This window comes from Paenibacillus sp. (assembly GCF_048976745.1).
GTDB lineage: Bacteria > Bacillota > Bacilli > Paenibacillales > Paenibacillaceae > Paenibacillus.
This window is the reverse complement of the sequence record NZ_JBHGUU010000024.1, coordinates 12,074-28,473: the sequence shown is the minus strand read 5'-3', so window position 1 is coordinate 28,473 and position 16,400 is coordinate 12,074. Positions and strand designations below refer to the sequence as shown.

Here is a 16,400-nt window from a genome sequence, read left to right as displayed (position 1 = left end):
TTACGGCGACGGAGCAACGGATGCTTTGGTCGCCTTTTTATTTTTACCATTGCGGAGCCAGTATACCAGAACATACAGAATGGGCATGGATTCAATAAGTACAGTGTAAAGTGGAATTGCGTATGAACGAATGGCCAGCTCGTACGACGCAGCGTCTCTGGCATATTGAAGCACAATGGCGGCAGCCGTTCCCCCGACCAGATACACAACAGATTTTTGTTGCCTAACCCCACTCAATTTGGAAAGACAGACGGAAGCTACATACAACAGGAATGAGCTGCGAGTGAACATCGTTGTTGACCATATCGCAATCAGAACGGGATCAAGATTATCCAGAAAATCTCCGTATCGGGCAAAGCGAACCATCTCAAGCAAGGGATAGCGAAGACCTGCGGCCACATACGGGCCAAAATTCATCAGCGTGAACATCCAGAATATAACGATGAATACAACCACGGTGCTACCGGCGAATAACATGCTTTTCAGCATAGGACGCTTGAAAGCAACGGCTGGTGCGAGGAAGAGGAAAAACATCCATTCGGAGAACCATGGCATGGTGGACAGAGATCCCATCACGATTTCACCCAGATCATGATGGGTTGCCATCGCAAGCAATATTCCGGGATTGCCGCCGCCCCCAACCGCTGGAATAAGTAAGCTGGAAGTAAAAAGCTGCACCAGAAAAATACCTTCGGACATAAAAACAATGGTAACCAATCCTGAACGCGCAGTCAGGCAGATGCACAGTAAAGTAAGGGTTGATGTTAACCAAATCGGAGTTTGTGGCAGATACATCGATTGCAGGAAAATAATGAAATTTTCCACATCAATCGATAACAAGTAGATACTCAACATTACAATTAACCCGATATAAAAGCGATGTACAACTTTCCCCACGATATCCTCTCCATAGGAAATCCAGGGTTTGTCAGGATTAATGGAACCCAAACGGTATGTAAAGAACAGAAAAATCAGACTAATTAAAAAACCGCCGATGGTGGACAGCCATCCCTGATAGCCACTCATTTTGAACAAACGTTGCAGGAGAAAGGCAACAGGTTCGGAATACAGGTAAACAAACATGAAGCGGTAAGCCTGTCCCGCAGTGAGATGGTTCATGGTTAATCTCCTTCCTTATGAATCATGTGATCAGCCCAGCCAAATACCAGTTGGATTACATCATTGGGATTAGGCCATGCTGACCAGCTTACTGCAAGCGTATTCCATACGAGAAATAGACCGAGCAATATGAAATAGGCACGTCTGATTGCTTTTTTGCTTGTTTTTACAGATGACCAATCCAGTAAATACAATCCTGCAAATACTAAAACGGCTAACACGTATGTAACCTCCTTGGAAAAGTCATTCCCGTGCAAGCTAGAAGCTTGACTCCGAGCCGACAAATTGAATGTTGATATTTGTGTTGACGGTAAACTGAAGATCGTCTTTTACATAGTTGACCCATGTGGGACGTAACTTCTTCCATACCTGTGGGTATCTCCATTCCAGTCGGTATCCAAGCCTGATTATATCGGCTCCTTGGTGTTTTGCGGTTTGCAGGGCATGAGTAAGATGAGCACTCACTTTTTCATTAGCTGCTTGTTCAATATCTTTTATACCAACAATGTCTTCGGCCTTTAGGACAGGAATGACGGAATTCAGCTCAGCTTTGCCTGTCAAGTTAATAATGAAATGTGGTTCACCATTCTGAAGCTTTGCTTGAATATCAGAATGCATGTGGTACAACGTCATGCTTGCTTTTTGTTTTCTGGTTTTAACGGAGATGGTCAGCGAATCCAGATTTTGCCCTGCCCAGGCAACAGCGCGTGCTTCGTCGGCCGAGAGTGTCCCGACCATTCGCATCTGTCTGAATATGGTTCCGCCGATCTGACTGATCCACTTTTTGGTTTCGCCTTCTTCACTGACCATGGCCGTTTTTTTGCTGCCTAACATGGACGTAGCAAATCCCTGATTCATTTGATCTGCTGTAAATACGCTTAACGTCTGGGTTTTTAAGAGATTTTCTTCAGTGGAAAACTCCCTTAGCACGTCACTCGGTGTTTCCTCAAAAACAGGAGTCAGATCAGAAATGTCCTTGGCCCTGCCTTCGGTAACCATTACGTAGCTGCTCAGATGGAACAAGGGCTGACGTGCGATCCATTCCATGGTATCTTCAATTCCTTCACGTGCGTAGGCTTGTCCAAAGACAATCACCCGTGTATGCCCCCAGGAGATTTTACGGGTAAGGTCTGTCTGTATCCTTTCGATTGCATCCGCAATTGTAGGTGCTGATGCTGAAACAGCTGCATAGGGTTCTTTGCCTGACCCGCCTCCTTCGGGAGAGAGACGATTGGGGAGTGGCATGCTCAGTGTAACTTCGATCTCTCCTGGGGTAACCGCTTTATCCACGTACATGGCAGTAATAAAGGTACGCTCATTGATTTCGACTTTGGACCAGCATCCGGTGCATAACAGGCAACAGATAAAAATGATTGAAAGTTGAAGGGGAGGCTTATCGAAATTCATGGTGTATCCTGCCTCCTTTCATTATCTGTTGCATAGGCTTTGGTCCGTTTTTTCATCATGAACCATGGCACCCGAATAAACGTATCCTTAAAATCACGCAGTATGAGTGGGGCAAAAGGCTGCATATACGGAACACCAAATGAACGCATGCTGACCATATACCAGTACAACAAGTAGATAGAAATGACGACACCGAACAGGCCTAGTGTTCCACCCATCAACAGAACAGGAAAGCGGAGCAGCCTGAAGGCCAGTCCCAACTCGAAATGCGGAATAATAAAGGCTGCAATGCCTGTAATGGACACAACAATAACCAGTGGAGCAGAGACAATACCTGCCTGTACAGCTGCTTGTCCTATGACAATGCCGCCAATAATAGAAACCGTCTGTCCGAGCGGTTTGGGGATACGTATTCCGGCTTCACGTAACCCTTCGAAGGTAATTTCCATGATGAGGGCTTCAATTAATGCCGGAAAAGGAATGTTCTCTCTTGCGGATGCAATGGTTATGAGCAGGTTCGTTGGAATAATCTCTGGATGAAATGTAGTGACTGCTACATATATGGAAGGAAGCAGGAAAGCAATGACGGCAAATAACAAACGGATGATTCGTATAAATGAAGCGGAATGGAACCGCTGGTAATAGTCCTCGGATGATTGCATCAAAGAGAAAAATGTAACTGGAATGAGCAGTGAGAAGGGCGTTCCATCCTGCATGACCCCAATCCTCCCTTCTACGAGAGCAGCTGCAACGGTATCTGGTCTTTCGGTATATTGATACTGTGGAAAAGGAGAGAGCGGGTGATCTTCCAAAAATTCAGACAGATAGCTGACACCAAGACTGCTGTCCATATCAATCTCACCCAGACTGGTTAATACATTTTCCAAAATATCAGGTTTGCATAAACCTTGAATATAAATGACAAAAACTTCGGTTTTGGTATATTTGCCGATGGTGAATTTGATCATTTTAAAATCAGGATGTTTAATTTTGTGTCGCAGCAGAGACATATTTACATTAATATCTTCGATGAACGCTTCTTGGGGGCCAACGACGACCACTTCATTTGTTGATTCAGGTACAGAGCGCTTTTGATAATTCTGAATTGAAAATATGATCATGCTGGACATGCCTTTAATATAAAGTGCTGCATTGCCGGTTACGATATCATCTACCAACGTTTCAGCTGAATCCCTGTGCTGGTTTTCCAGAGAAAAAAAGGTTCCACTCACGACTTGCGTAATAAAATCGGGACCTACTTCGTTCCGTGAAACCTGCTCAAGCAAAGGTTTCACAATAGCTTCGCGCATGATCTGTGTATCCACAATGGATTGAATATAGAGCAAGGTGCAATGAAGAGGTCCAATCTGGAGCGGTTGATAGATCATGTCTGCCACACCAATCAGACGTGATTGTACCTGTAGAAGAATGCTCTCTTTCATTTCTTTCATAGATCCCGTCCTCCTAAATCAATGAATGGTTCAGTTCTCTGCCGGTTATGAGCGATACTATAGTGTGCAACGCTTCGACTGAAATATACTCGGAACGATGAATGTTCGTTATCACTGGAGAAATGCCCAAGATACTACAAACTTTGATGCAGATGATGAATGGGGAAAAGGAAAGGACTGTTTTACAATAAAATATACAAACAATGAGACGTGGTTCTCTATCCCAGAGGAGATGAGTGAAGTGCAGTACCAAATCAGACAAGCGGGTCTTCCTGATTCCAATGAAGTGGGACGATTGTTCAATGAATACAGGATGTTCTACAACCAAAATGCTGACATTGAGGCAGCACGTCAGTATATTCAAGAACGAATGGAACGTCATGAATCGGTGATTCTGGTAGCAGAAACCGATGTGGAAAGGGATCATAGGACAGACAAAAATAACGATAAGCCAATCTTGAAGGGATTCGTGCAGCTGTATCCCAGTTTCAGTTCGGTATCGATGGGTCCAATCTGGGTGCTTAATGATCTATTTGTGCATCCTGCTTATCGTCAGCAAGGCATTGCAAGGAAGCTGCTGCAAACAGCCAAGCGATTGGCATCTGAGCATGGAGTTCTTCGTATATCACTCTCTACTGAGTTAAGTAATACGCAAGCGCAAGCTTTATATGAATCTGAAGGTTATGCACAGGATACCCAATTCATGTATTATGAACTTAATGTATAAGAGGTTGCTCCAAAAGACGCACTATAAAAATGAATGGCAGACCCGTAATAGGGAACGAGGGAGGGGAGTCGCAACATGATGCAGTGGATTGCCATGATCACGATGTTAATTGATCATATAGGGGCTGTCTTTTTTCCACATATTATAGAACTCAGGATTATAGGTCGTATCGCTTTCCCAATCTATGCTTTTGCGGTGTATATCGGCTATAAACATACACGAGACGTACAAAAATACATATGGCGTCTGTTCTGGATTGCGATAATATCACAGGTACCGTTCATGGCTGCGTTTAATCATTATTCTCTGAACGTGGTATGGACATTGTGGTCAGCCCTGTTGGTACTATTCGTTATCGATAAATTGCCATCCAAACTACTGAGTATTCCGATTGTCATTGGAGCAGGTTGGTTCATGGAAATTAGCCAAATGGATTATGGGATGTACGGGTTGTTATTGGTTCTGTTATTCCGTTATTTCCAGGGTCCTGTACTTGTAATGGCACATGTCTTGTTAAATGCACTATATCTGCTGCTGCATAACAGCTCGGTACAAATGTATAGTGTGCTCGCAACCGCGGGCATTGCTATTGCTCAGTATTACCAGGCAGGATTCCGCATGAAGGGGCCGCGTTGGGTCTGGCGTTATTTCTATCCAGCTCATCTCGCTATCATTGCAATCATTCGCTGGCTCTAAAAGAATGGTTCAAAAATGCAAAGTGAAGAAGCCATATTATCGTCTGTGAATGACGATAATATGGCTTCTCTTTGTGTGACCATATTTTATTAATAAATGCTGATGGTAGAGTGAACTTACTCCATTGCTGTAGAAGTGCCATTATGGCGCCGAATTGCGGCGGGGAAATACCCAATCTGAACAGCGTAGTCTAACATGGCGGAGATGAAACGATCATCTGTTTTTGCACATGAGATTCCGGCAGGTTCCACATAAGCAGTTGTGACAGGGCAAGCATAGACATATGCTGAATCCTTCGCGCCGTCGCCTTCAAGCTGTGCAATAGCCAACTGAAGAGCTTCCGGCTCCTTGCTGATGCTGGCATCGAACAGCCAACGGGTGTAATCCGCGAAAGGAAGTGTCTCGACATTGTACCCGGCCCGATTAACAGAACGGATCAGCTCATCATAACGGATTGGATCTGGATTACAGATGTGGAATACACGACCGGCCGTATCCTGACGTAAGGCCAGGTGAACAATGGCTTCACTTGCATAGTTGATCGGTGTAAAATCAACCATCCAGTCAGCCGCAGGAGCCTTGCCAAGCAATAACATCGCTTTGATCATACGATAGAACGCATTACTATCAATATTGGACTGGAAGCGTCCAGTGTCGGAGTGACAAGTCAGGTTACCTGCACGATAGATGCTGACAGGTACACCTTCCTCTGCCGCAATCATGAGCACTTTCTCGGCTTCAAGCTTGCTGTCCGAATACAGGTTGTCCACATGCAAGTCAGCCGGGAACCGATCATATTGCAGGGAGGATTCCCATTGTCCGCTGAGTGCGAGATCTTCCGGAATTCCCATCGTGGATACATGGTGGAAGGAGGCCCCAGGTTTGCTGCGAATCAGATCCAGCAATGCGACCGTTCCTTCCACATTCGTTTTGGCGAACTGATCGGCATCCCCAAAATGACGTACGTCTGCAGCGCAGTGGATGACACGGTCAATTCGATCCTGAACATACGCTGTTTGTTCAGCTGACAGACCGAGATTAGGTTGTTCGAGATCCCCTTCAATAATCTCCACGCGAGCGGAGAGATGGTCAGTCAGTTGTTTGCCGAAATACCCTTCCAGCACATTAGTCAAGCGTTCCATTGCAGTTGTCCCATTGATTGGGCGACGAACAAGAGTGTATATGCGTGTACTGGAATTCAGTATTAACTGTTGCAGCAAATGAGAGCCCAGATAACCAGTCGCTCCGGTCAGTAACACATGCTCAGGTTCACGAATGAGCGGATACCCCAACTGGGACGTTAGTTCCACAGGGTGTTCGGATAATTGTGTAATCCTGCCATCTGTTACCGCCGATTGGGAAACTTCGGTTTCACTTTGAGACAGTACTTCCACACGACGAGCGAGAGCGCGGACTGTTTTCTCGGCAAAGAAGTCGGCAATTTTCAGCTGCGGGTAATGCGGCTTCAGAATGACCAGTACATGAATGACCCGAAGTGAATCACCACCGATATTAAAGAAGCTGTCTTCGACACCGAAGTCATCATGTTGAAGGATTTCTTTCCATGCGTCCAGGATAATGGATTCCGTCTCTGTCTCAGGCATGACCCGGTCAGGGCGATCTTCATGTCGTTCCACATGAGGCAGGGCTACCATCGCTTTGCGATTGATTTTTCCTGTCGGTGCAATCGGCATTTCATCCAACTGACAGATCCACTTCGGTACAAAATAAGAAGGGAGTTTCTCGGTCAGTGCTGTTTTGATGTCCGAAACAGAAAGGGTACTACCATCTTTCGATGTAAAATAACCAACCAGCATATTCTGTCCATCCGATTCTTTCTTTGGAATGACCGCAACATTCTGGATCTGATCAAGCCGTGCAAAGTGATCTTCAATCTCTCCGATCTCAATGCGGTGACCACGAATTTTTAGCTGTGAGTCACTACGACCAACATATTCCAGCAAACCGTTATCCAGCAATTTGGCAATATCGCCAGACTTGTAGATTTTCTCACCTATTGCAAACGGGTTCTCAATGAATGCTTGCTTTGTACGTTCTGGCTGATTCAGATAACCTTTGGCCAGTGCAGGGGTAGCGATATATACCTCACCAGGTACACCTGCCGGACAGAGCTGTTGTTCTTCATTCACAATGTATACTTTGTAGTTATGAATCGGTTTACCGATGGGGATGTTCACCACATGTTCTGGAACCTGCTCACTAATGCGGTGAGTGGCTGTGGCTACTGTACATTCGGTAGGGCCGTACACATTAACGATATCAATCTGGTTACCGAATTTGCGCTGGAAGGCACGAACCTGTTCACCATAGAGCGCTTCTCCGGCTACAGTAATGATTCTGACTTTGGCCAGCCTGTGGAAACCTTCATCGGATAAATAGGAGGCAAGCTGATTGAAAAAGATTGTAGGCAGTATCGTAATGATCGTTGTTCCTGTCCGTTCAATTGCACTTGCGAATTCTTCCACGGATACACGTTCTTCCGCAGACAACAGATATAATTCTGCTCCATAGAACAAGGCGCCAATCGTATCCCACACGGATGCATCAAAGCTATATGTAGCAAACTGGGTTAATACATCACCTGGTTGAATGTCACAATCACGCTGAACCACACTGCCAAGATTGGTTACACCCCGATGAGCAATCAATGCACCTTTGGGCTTACCGGTCGACCCTGACGTGTAGATAATATACGCAAGATCATCTGGCTGAATATCCAGATTGGGGTTACTTGCTGCAAAACCGGCTAAACGACCATCCACAGCGAGAATCTGACGGACAGTAGCTATACTGGAGAACAAGCTGGAAGCCTGAGCAAAGGAGGCTTCCGTTGTCAGCACAAATGAGGATGCTGTATCTTCCACAATGTAACTGTTACGTTCTTGTGGATGCTCAGGATCGATCGGAACATATGCACCACCTGCCTTCAGAATACCGAGCAGGGAGATAATGGTCTCCAGACTTCGATCCATAAAGATACTGACGAATTCACCTTTCTGCAATCCATTGGATAACAGAACACGTGCAACCTGATTAGCTCGTTCATTTAATTCTCTGTACGTATAACTTTTGGATGGCGATGTTATTGCCGGTGAATCCGGATATGCTGCTGCCGTTGCTTCGAACCAGCCATGCACCGTCTGATGCTCTGGTTCGAGAACGCAAGTATCATTCATTTCACGGTAAAGCAATCGGTCTGAGGCGGAAAGAATATCTACCGTACCGATTGCTTTCTCACCGTCACGCACGAGGGCGAGTAGAAGAGTCTGATAATATTCCGCATATCTTAGCACGGTAGACTCTTTCAACAGTGAACTATCATAGAACAGATCAAGGATGAGCATGTTCCGATCATCTCGAACGTTCCAATTTAATATTTGAGGAGCTTGGGGCAACTGTACGCTATTCAGCATAAACACCGTTTCAGGGTATCCACCGTTTTGCAACGTGTACTCAATCTTGAGCTGCTCTGAAACCTGATGACATAGCTGGCTGAAGGTCAATTTCCCCTGAATCTGTAATGAAAGATAGGAAGCCGCCTGATCGGGAGAAAGTATACCTATGGCAAGTTCCTGTTCAGCTGACAATCGGAATAACAAGGCTGCATAAGCTGAGAGGAGTACCGGGTACACCATCTGTTCTCCAAACTTCTGTTTAAGTTCACGACTCAGAGAAGCTTGCAATGTGATTTGAGCAGACTGATAAGAGAATGATTGTTGACGTCGCCCAAAATCCAGTGGAATCTGCAAAACTGGCAAGCTAGATTCTATGGAATGGGAAGAAGATGGTTGGTTTGCAATCACTTCAGTTATTCCTCCTTAGTTCAAACCGAATGTTTGTGGATTTGAATTATTGTTTGCTTACGTTGAAATGAGAGATCAGTTCTTGCAGTTCCTCAGACATGCTGTTAAGGCGTGTGGAGGAATCTACCAGTGTAATCAAAGATGCTTTTTGCTCATCAACAGATGAGGAGATTTGTTCACTGCTGTTTGCTGTTTTACTTACGCTTGAAGACAAGTCATCCGCTGTAGCGGTCATTTCCTCCGTACCCGCAGAGATTTCTTCCGTTGCGCTTGATACTTCCTGAATCTGATTGGATACTTTTTTCGCTGCTTCTAAAATATCTTCGAACAGTTGTCCTGTCTGATCAGCTACGCTGAGCCCTGTATCTACCTCTGCCGTACCTTGTTCCATAGCACGTACAGCTTGTTTAATTCCAGCTTGGATCTCTTGGATCAATACACCAACCTGGCTGGTCGCTTGTTCAGACTGTTCGGCAAGTTTGCGTACTTCACCTGCGACAACGGCAAATCCTCTACCTTCTTCACCGACACGTGCCGCTTCAATGGATGCATTAAGGGCAAGCAAGTTTGTCTGGCTGGAAATGCCCGAGATGATATTGAGGATATCACCGATTTCCTGTGAACGACTCTCCAGAACCTCAATGGCAGAAGCGGTATTCTTCACCGATTCCGTAATCAGATTCATCTGTTCGGAGACCTGACGGACAACGCTGTTACCTTGTTGTGAACGACGTTCCATTTCATAGGCTTCATCCGCTACACTTGCCGAACTGCTGGCAATCGTCTGGATTACGGTAGCCATCTCGGCCATGGCACGTGCACTATCCCGGGTCGCCTGTTCCTGTGAACGAATATTTGAAGTGATTTGAGTCACGTTGTTATTGATGGAATCTGCATTTTCACTATTTCGTTCGGAAACCTCATAGAGTTCTTTGGCAGATTGATTCACTTCTTGTGATGTAATTTGCACTTTTACGATCGTATCATTGATTTTACGAACCATCGTGTTGAACTTCTCATTCACGAGTCCCAGATCGTCTTTACCTGTCGGTATGTTGACATTCAAATTACCCCGACTAACGTCATCAATTCCTTTGATCAGGTGACGGATAGGGGAAAGTGTGTTTTTAACCACAAGGTATTGGATGATCAGGAATAACAGCAAGAAGGCTACAAGGATGATAATTCCGTTTTTGAGCAAGGAGTTCAGTCCTGCGGGTACAGCTGATGCGTCTGCATCAACGGCAAAATAGGAGAAAATCTTACCGTTGCTGTCTTTGATTGGATATGCAATGGTTGTCCATGTTCCAAAATCATCAGAGTAGAACGTTGTGAATGTTGGGCGATCCGTATTCAGCATTTCTTTCAGTGCATTGGCTACAACGACAGGCTGCTCATACATGTCACCGATATTTACGTTCTCACTTTGAAAAGCCTCTCTTAGGTTGGTTGGCATCGCTACAAGGGAAGTTAATCTCTTGTTATCGCCACCGAGCTCGACACCGAAGATGTAGGCTTGTGCAATGTTAGGATAATATTCTTGCATTTCATCGAAATACGCTCGTAATTTCGTTTGTGTTGCTCCATCATAGCTACCTTCCGCAATTGCTGCTTGTACCTCGGCAGGATTGATATCTTCAGCCCATTTTTTGGTGATTTGTTCCACCTGCCCATGCAGTTGATCAACAAGAACTGTCTTTTGAAAATAGTAACTGCTTGCGATAAGTGCTACCCCGATAATAATGATATTGGTAAATGAAAGTAACAGATTTTTGGAGAAAAACGACATGCTTTTCCAACTTAATGATTTCACTAAATTCCACTCCTGATCTTCTTTAAATTAAGAAACTTTAGGTTGCTTTGGTACAGTGAACTAGATCATTCCGTGATCCCCTCCAAAGGAAATTTATGCGACCATGGTCTTGGTTTATCAGTCGCTTTCGTAGAGACTTATGTACCGTATGAACCATAGGTGTCTAATTATTAAAACACATCTATAATTAATATGTCGTATAAAATGTCGTTAAATTGAATAGTATCGTTAAATTTTTTTTAATATTTTACGTATTTATGGACATATCAGATGGTTTATAGGTATTTAGAACTGTTTATTTTAAAATTTCCCATTTTTTAGCTTCATTCTGTATTCTATAACATGGTGGGTAAAAATACATCCTTCAATAAAACAAAAATAGGGTGGCAAAGATGCAACAGAAGGCACGGATATACATCGGAAGCGGTTTTATCTATAATAACTACATATGCATTTCTCAAATTATGAGCAGCGGGGGTTTATAGATGAATCTTAAACAGATAGCAGCAGAGCGTGCGGCAGAATATGTTGAAGATGGAATGAAGGTTGGATTGGGTACAGGTTCAACAGCCTATTATGCCATCTGCCGAATCGGTGAACGGGTACGTGATGGATTGAACATTCAAGCGGTTGCCACTTCAGAGGCCTCGGACAAGCTAGCCCGTGAATGGGGCATTCCCATCGTCCCATTTGACCAGATTGGACGTCTGGATATAACCATTGATGGCGCTGATGAAGTAGATCCCCAGTTTAACCTGATTAAAGGGGGCGGCGGGGCTCTTTTACGTGAGAAAATTGTGGCGGCCAACAGTGACAAATTGATTATTGTAGCAGATGGCAGCAAAGCCGTGCAAAAGTTGGGTAAATTCCCGCTTCCGGTTGAGGTTGTTCCATTTGCTTCGGAGTGGACCTTCCAGGCGCTCGAAAAATTGGGGTGTCAACCACAGTGGCGGATGGATGGACAGCAACGTTATCTGACAGACAACGGAAACCTGATAGCGGATTGCCACTTGAAAGCGATAGATCACGCAGCGGACCTTAATGTTCAATTGAACATGTTACCAGGTGTGGTTGATAACGGACTATTTGTGGATATGGCTAGTACAGTCATTCTTGCCAATGCGGACGGCAGCATCGAAGAGCTTCATCGTTCTTAATATGGAAGAGGGTGCGTTACATCGTATGAAAGAACTACCCATCGTGGATGGTGAACTTATTCTCCGGTGTGTGGAGAAAAAGGATCTGAAAGAACTCTATGAATTGATCTACAGTGATGACGTACCTGAATGGAAGCAATGGGATGCACCCTATTACCCACTTAAACATGAAAGTTATGAAAGTTTCGAACAAGGTATGCTCAAACGTATGGACGTAGATCCAAGTGATTCCAAACCGGTATCGATCCGTATCATTGAATCCGACAAACAAATTGTTGGCACGATCAGCTATTATATAGAAGATGAGTTATCCATGTGGCTGGAAATGGGGATTGTAATATACAGATCTGCCCAGTGGGGACGTGGGGTTGGTACACGTTCACTTGTCATGTGGTCAAGTCATTTGTTCGAACAGCTGCCTTTGGTTCGGGTTGGATTGACTACTTGGTCCGGTAATGAACGAATGATGCGTGCGGCTGTAAAAGCCGGATTGCAGGTGGAGGGGCGAATGCGGAAGTGTCGTATCGTTCGTGGGGAGTACTATGATTCAATTCGTATGGGGATGCTCCGTGAGGAGTGGGAGCAGAAGCTGCCCTCTCATACGAGCCGAAATGTAAACAACTGATGGAGGATTATTGAAATGCTGAACACGGAGGACAACCGGGAACTGTCTTTACAATTATTCGTGGTTCTTGTTCGGGCCTATAATTCTGTGACCACACGTTCCAATCGGGACATTCAGAGTCACGGACTGAATACGACAGAATTTGGTGTGCTTGATTTGTTATATCATAAGGGACCGCAGGCATTGCAAAAGATTGGTGAAAAGGTGCTAATGTCCAGTGGTAATATTACGTATGTTGTAGATAAACTGCAAAATAAAAATCTGCTGTTTCGTCGACCATCCAAGGAAGATCGGCGTGTCATTTACGCTGAATTAACCGATGAAGGAAGAGAATTGTTCACGCAAATATTTCCTCAACACCACCAAGTTATCATTGATGCTCTGGAAGGACTGGACCCTTCCGAGAAAGTGGATGCGATAAGGATGTTGAAGAAGCTGGGACTGGCTGCGGAAGGGAAAACTGACTTGCGTTTATAACGCAGGTCAGTTTTTTTGTGGAGCTCAAAAGTACATGCATATACTAGCTGACTGGCTTGCAAGGCCCTCCATAATATAGGAAGATTGTTCTATACATGTACAGCGTAAGATACATGACATCAAAAGTTCATGTATAATGGAACAGAACTTTTTAGAACGGAAGGAATGGATTGGAGCAAGCAGAAGAACCTATCCCGATTGCAAGGTAGTTAACATCGAACTCATTCTGGATTAGTCCCGAATGATGATGGAGATGTGATGCGGGTAGAGGAGGGGTGCATCTATGAGTCATCACGAAGCAGGAGAACGGTTACTCCAGGAATCGGGGAACTTGGCTGAAAAAATAACGGAGAAACAGTATCTCAGACAGCCCGATTTACTTGAGCGATTTGGCGAGAACGGAAAAATGCGAACAAAACAGGATTCTCAATATAGCTTGAACTATTTGGCAGAAAGTGTACTCGTAGAGAGTCCAGGTCTATTTACTCATTATATTGCCTGGCTGAAGGTTCTACTTGAAGGTTATAAGGTATCACCAGAAGACCTGGAAATTAATCTCAATCTCATCAAAGAGACATTGGAAGAAGAATTTGACCATCCGTCAAAGGAGCTTCTGCTCAAGGTTCTGGACATGGGAATATACAGAACAACACATATAGAGTCACAGGCGGGTTTCATCAACGAATCCATGCCATATGGAGAGGCCGCACAATCGTACTTGCAGTGTTTGCTTGACAATAAACGGAAAGAAGCCTTCGAGATCATTGAAGCTCAGTTAGAAGCTGGGGTGACGATCCGTGATATTTATCGATATATTTTTCAGCCTACCCAATATGAAGTTGGTCGATTGTGGCAATGCCATCGTATCAGTGTGGGGCAAGAACATTTTTGTACAGCAGCGACCCAGTCATTCATATCACGTCTCTATTCTCGCTGGTTGATTCATACGGGTCAGGATAAAAGGTTAGTTGCCACCTGTGTAGGCAGTGAGCAACATGAGATTGGACTGCGCATGCTCACAGATGTGTTTGAGATGGAAGGCTGGGATACGCACTATCTGGGAGCCAATGTTCCCAATGGAAGTGTAGTAGAGGCTATAGAGCGCCATCAGGGCGATGTTGTTGCGATTTCAGTTACAATGACGTATCACCTTCATCTGGCCAAAGAATTGATTCATCTGATTCGTCATCATCCGGCAACGGCACATGTGAAAATTATGGTTGGGGGATATCCCTTTAATATTGATCAGGAGTTGTGGAAAACGATAGGAGCCGACGGTTATGCTCCCGGAGCCGATGAGTCAGTTGCGGTTGCAGAACAATTATTGGCTCAGCCAGCTATATATAATCATCTTGATATGGTTAGGGATTAGGAGAGGGATGATGTGATGTCTAATGAGAACGGAGAGATACAGAGGCTACGGAGAACGATTGAGCAGTTGTCGGATCAGATGATCCGGAGCAAAGAACAAGAGGAACGGACACTTGCGGAATTCTCGGATATGAATAACGAACTGGTGACACTCCAGCGTCTGCTTGCCAAGAACAATAACAGCCTTGAAGCTGCCCGTCAGCAAGCAGTAGATGCAGGGGAATCCAAAAGCGCATTTATTGCAGGCATCAGTCATGATTTTCGTACGCCATTAAATGGCATATTGGGGATGGCAGAGATGCTTAAGCTGTCTCCCTTGTCTGAAGAACAGGAGAATTCCGTTTCCGTTATACAGGATGCTGCCAAACTGCTGCTCAAGCTGATTCAGGATCTTCTGGATCTGTCCAAACTTGAGGCGGGTCAGATGCGACTTGAAATGGGAGAAGTGCATCTGCAAGAGACGATAAACTATATTGTTCGTTTGCTTGAACCCCAAGTCAGAAAGAACGGCAATCGGTTATCAGTAGACTGTGACCCCGGCATCTCCAATCTTCTTGAAGGGGATTCAACGAGGATTACGCAGATATTGATCAATCTCATTCAAAATGCGAACAAATTCACATCAGAAGGCTCTGTACAGATACGAGTCACTCTTAGTAAGGATGATGTGAACAAGCAAATCATTCGATTTGAAGTTGAAGATACAGGGATTGGTATTTCGGAGGAAGATCAGGCCCAATTATTTCAACCCTATATGCAGACAGAACGAGGACGCTCGAAGGAGTATGAGGGTACAGGGCTCGGATTATCGATCTGTAGGTCGCTCGTTACACTGATGGAAGGTCAGATTGGTGTAAACAGTCAAGAGGGTGAAGGATCAACATTTTGGTTCGAACTTACACTCGGTAAGAAAAACGTTAACGAGGCCGTTAATCAGTCTGCTGCTTCCACTCAAGAGTATCAGCCAGAGGCTATGCATGATGAAGCTGCTTCTGTATCTGTATTGCTGGCCGATGATAATGTTATCAACCGGCAGCTTGTTATGCTGCAGCTCAAAAAACTGGGAATAACCCAAGTGGATGCTGTAGTGAATGGGGAAGAGGCAGTCGCTGCTTTTCTCAGCAAAAAATACAGTTTGATTCTCATGGACTATATGATGCCATTGATGGACGGTTTGGAGGCAACGCGCCAAATCCGCTCGATAGAAATGGATGAAATGCGTCATCCCACACCCATTGTTGCAATGACAGGTAATGTCATGCAGGTAGAGAAAGACAAGTGTATGGAAGCCGGGATGAACGACTTTATTGGCAAACCCTTCACGCTGGAAATTCTGAGTAAGATGATCCAGAAGTGGCAGCAATCCTCCAAAGCGACAGAGGTACTGAATATGAACATCGTGCGTGAGATTGCGGAATTAAACACCGATGGTGAACGTACACTCCTCGGAATGTTGTTGGACATGTATCGTACCGAAACACCTGCCAAGATTGAGGTACTGCGCAGACATATTGTGTCGGGTGATCATGTTGCTGCAACCGAGGTAGCCCATGATCTGAAATCAGGAAGTCTGAGTCTGGGAATTCGTTATTTATCATCTTTGTTTGCCCAGATCGAGCAGTACGCGAAGGAAGGTCAATCACGGAAAGCCGAACCTTTGCTGGATGCTTTGTTACCTGCCTATCAAGCAGCATGTGTGTCTTTGCAGCGAGTCAATAAAGATTGAACATATT

Annotated in this window: 13 protein-coding genes; 7 read left to right on the top strand and 6 right to left on the bottom strand. The window is 44.8% G+C overall.

All coding sequences use genetic code 11. The features are described from left to right. Genes ACE3K2_RS26035 through ACE3K2_RS26020 form a run of 4 tightly spaced genes read right to left on the bottom strand, consistent with a single transcriptional unit; the run spans nucleotide 1 to nucleotide 3,977 of the window. A complete protein-coding gene (locus ACE3K2_RS26035; RefSeq protein ID WP_421896947.1) occupies nucleotides 1-1,119 on the bottom strand; it encodes a GerAB/ArcD/ProY family transporter in 1,119 nt (372 codons plus the stop codon). Between the two features lie 2 nt (nucleotides 1,120-1,121). Then, nucleotides 1,122-1,340, bottom strand: coding sequence for a hypothetical protein (locus ACE3K2_RS26030; RefSeq protein ID WP_145146884.1), 219 nt, complete (start codon nucleotides 1,338-1,340; stop codon nucleotides 1,122-1,124). 37 nt (nucleotides 1,341-1,377) lie between these two features. Further along, the gene (locus ACE3K2_RS26025; RefSeq protein ID WP_421896942.1) at nucleotides 1,378-2,526 is read right to left on the bottom strand and encodes a Ger(x)C family spore germination protein; all 1,149 of its coding nucleotides are present in this window, start codon (nucleotides 2,524-2,526) and stop codon (nucleotides 1,378-1,380) included. Next, nucleotides 2,523-3,977 (bottom strand): spore germination protein, encoded by a 1,455-nt coding sequence (locus ACE3K2_RS26020; protein ID WP_421896939.1) that lies wholly within the window; start codon nucleotides 3,975-3,977, stop codon nucleotides 2,523-2,525. Before ACE3K2_RS26020 ends, ACE3K2_RS26025 begins: the two co-directional genes overlap by 4 nt. 232 nt (nucleotides 3,978-4,209) lie before the next feature. On the opposite strand from ACE3K2_RS26020, the gene ACE3K2_RS26015 reads away from it, so the two are divergent. Then, a complete protein-coding gene (locus ACE3K2_RS26015) occupies nucleotides 4,210-4,704 on the top strand; it encodes a GNAT family N-acetyltransferase (protein WP_421896935.1) in 495 nt (164 codons plus the stop codon). A 75-nt stretch (nucleotides 4,705-4,779) separates the two neighbouring features. After that, on the top strand, nucleotides 4,780-5,400 hold the full coding sequence (locus tag ACE3K2_RS26010) for a TraX family protein (RefSeq protein ID WP_421896932.1): 621 nt from the start codon (nucleotides 4,780-4,782) through the stop codon (nucleotides 5,398-5,400). 116 nt (nucleotides 5,401-5,516) lie between these two features. Here ACE3K2_RS26010 and ACE3K2_RS26005 read toward each other — a convergent pair whose 3' ends face one another. Together ACE3K2_RS26005 and ACE3K2_RS26000 are read right to left on the bottom strand one after the other, a co-directional pair. Further along, a complete protein-coding gene (locus tag ACE3K2_RS26005; RefSeq protein ID WP_421896930.1) occupies nucleotides 5,517-9,224 on the bottom strand; it encodes an amino acid adenylation domain-containing protein in 3,708 nt (1,235 codons plus the stop codon). 46 nt (nucleotides 9,225-9,270) lie between these two features. After that, on the bottom strand, nucleotides 9,271-11,013 hold the full coding sequence (locus ACE3K2_RS26000; RefSeq protein WP_421898475.1) for a methyl-accepting chemotaxis protein: 1,743 nt from the start codon (nucleotides 11,011-11,013) through the stop codon (nucleotides 9,271-9,273). A gap of 509 nt (nucleotides 11,014-11,522) precedes the next feature. Here ACE3K2_RS26000 and rpiA point away from each other — a divergent pair. From rpiA to ACE3K2_RS25975, 5 genes are all read left to right on the top strand, one after another. Then, on the top strand, nucleotides 11,523-12,194 hold the full coding sequence (gene rpiA / locus ACE3K2_RS25995) for a ribose-5-phosphate isomerase RpiA (protein WP_421896927.1): 672 nt from the start codon (nucleotides 11,523-11,525) through the stop codon (nucleotides 12,192-12,194). A gap of 25 nt (nucleotides 12,195-12,219) precedes the next feature. Next, nucleotides 12,220-12,819: a GNAT family N-acetyltransferase gene (locus ACE3K2_RS25990; RefSeq protein ID WP_421896924.1), complete on the top strand. Its 600-nt coding sequence runs from the start codon at nucleotides 12,220-12,222 to the stop codon at nucleotides 12,817-12,819. A 15-nt stretch (nucleotides 12,820-12,834) separates the two neighbouring features. Further along, nucleotides 12,835-13,296 (top strand): MarR family winged helix-turn-helix transcriptional regulator, encoded by a 462-nt coding sequence (locus ACE3K2_RS25985; RefSeq protein WP_421896922.1) that lies wholly within the window; start codon nucleotides 12,835-12,837, stop codon nucleotides 13,294-13,296. 283 nt (nucleotides 13,297-13,579) lie between these two features. Then, entirely contained in the window at nucleotides 13,580-14,668 is a 1,089-nt protein-coding gene (locus tag ACE3K2_RS25980; protein ID WP_421896919.1) for a cobalamin B12-binding domain-containing protein, read from the top strand. 15 nt (nucleotides 14,669-14,683) lie between these two features. Continuing rightward, on the top strand, nucleotides 14,684-16,393 hold the full coding sequence (locus ACE3K2_RS25975) for an ATP-binding protein (RefSeq protein WP_421896916.1): 1,710 nt from the start codon (nucleotides 14,684-14,686) through the stop codon (nucleotides 16,391-16,393). The last annotated feature ends 7 nt before the right edge of the window (nucleotides 16,394-16,400 follow it).

What these genes read in the sequence shown, in the direction of transcription:
- ACE3K2_RS26035 (WP_421896947.1), bottom strand. Translation starts at nt 1,119, where the DNA reads ATGAACCATCTCACTGCGGGACAGGCTTACCGCTTCATGTTTGTTTAC.
- ACE3K2_RS26025 (WP_421896942.1), bottom strand. Translation starts at nt 2,526, where the DNA reads ATGAATTTCGATAAGCCTCCCCTTCAACTTTCAATCATTTTTATCTGT.
- ACE3K2_RS26020 (WP_421896939.1), bottom strand. Translation starts at nt 3,977, where the DNA reads ATGAAAGAAATGAAAGAGAGCATTCTTCTACAGGTACAATCACGTCTG.
- ACE3K2_RS26015 (WP_421896935.1), top strand. Translation starts at nt 4,210, where the DNA reads ATGAGTGAAGTGCAGTACCAAATCAGACAAGCGGGTCTTCCTGATTCC.
- ACE3K2_RS26010 (WP_421896932.1), top strand. Translation starts at nt 4,780, where the DNA reads ATGATGCAGTGGATTGCCATGATCACGATGTTAATTGATCATATAGGG.
- ACE3K2_RS26000 (WP_421898475.1), bottom strand. Translation starts at nt 11,013, where the DNA reads ATGTCGTTTTTCTCCAAAAATCTGTTACTTTCATTTACCAATATCATT.
- rpiA (WP_421896927.1), top strand. Translation starts at nt 11,523, where the DNA reads ATGAATCTTAAACAGATAGCAGCAGAGCGTGCGGCAGAATATGTTGAA.
- ACE3K2_RS25990 (WP_421896924.1), top strand. Translation starts at nt 12,220, where the DNA reads ATGAAAGAACTACCCATCGTGGATGGTGAACTTATTCTCCGGTGTGTG.
- ACE3K2_RS25985 (WP_421896922.1), top strand. Translation starts at nt 12,835, where the DNA reads ATGCTGAACACGGAGGACAACCGGGAACTGTCTTTACAATTATTCGTG.
- ACE3K2_RS25980 (WP_421896919.1), top strand. Translation starts at nt 13,580, where the DNA reads ATGAGTCATCACGAAGCAGGAGAACGGTTACTCCAGGAATCGGGGAAC.
- ACE3K2_RS25975 (WP_421896916.1), top strand. Translation starts at nt 14,684, where the DNA reads ATGTCTAATGAGAACGGAGAGATACAGAGGCTACGGAGAACGATTGAG.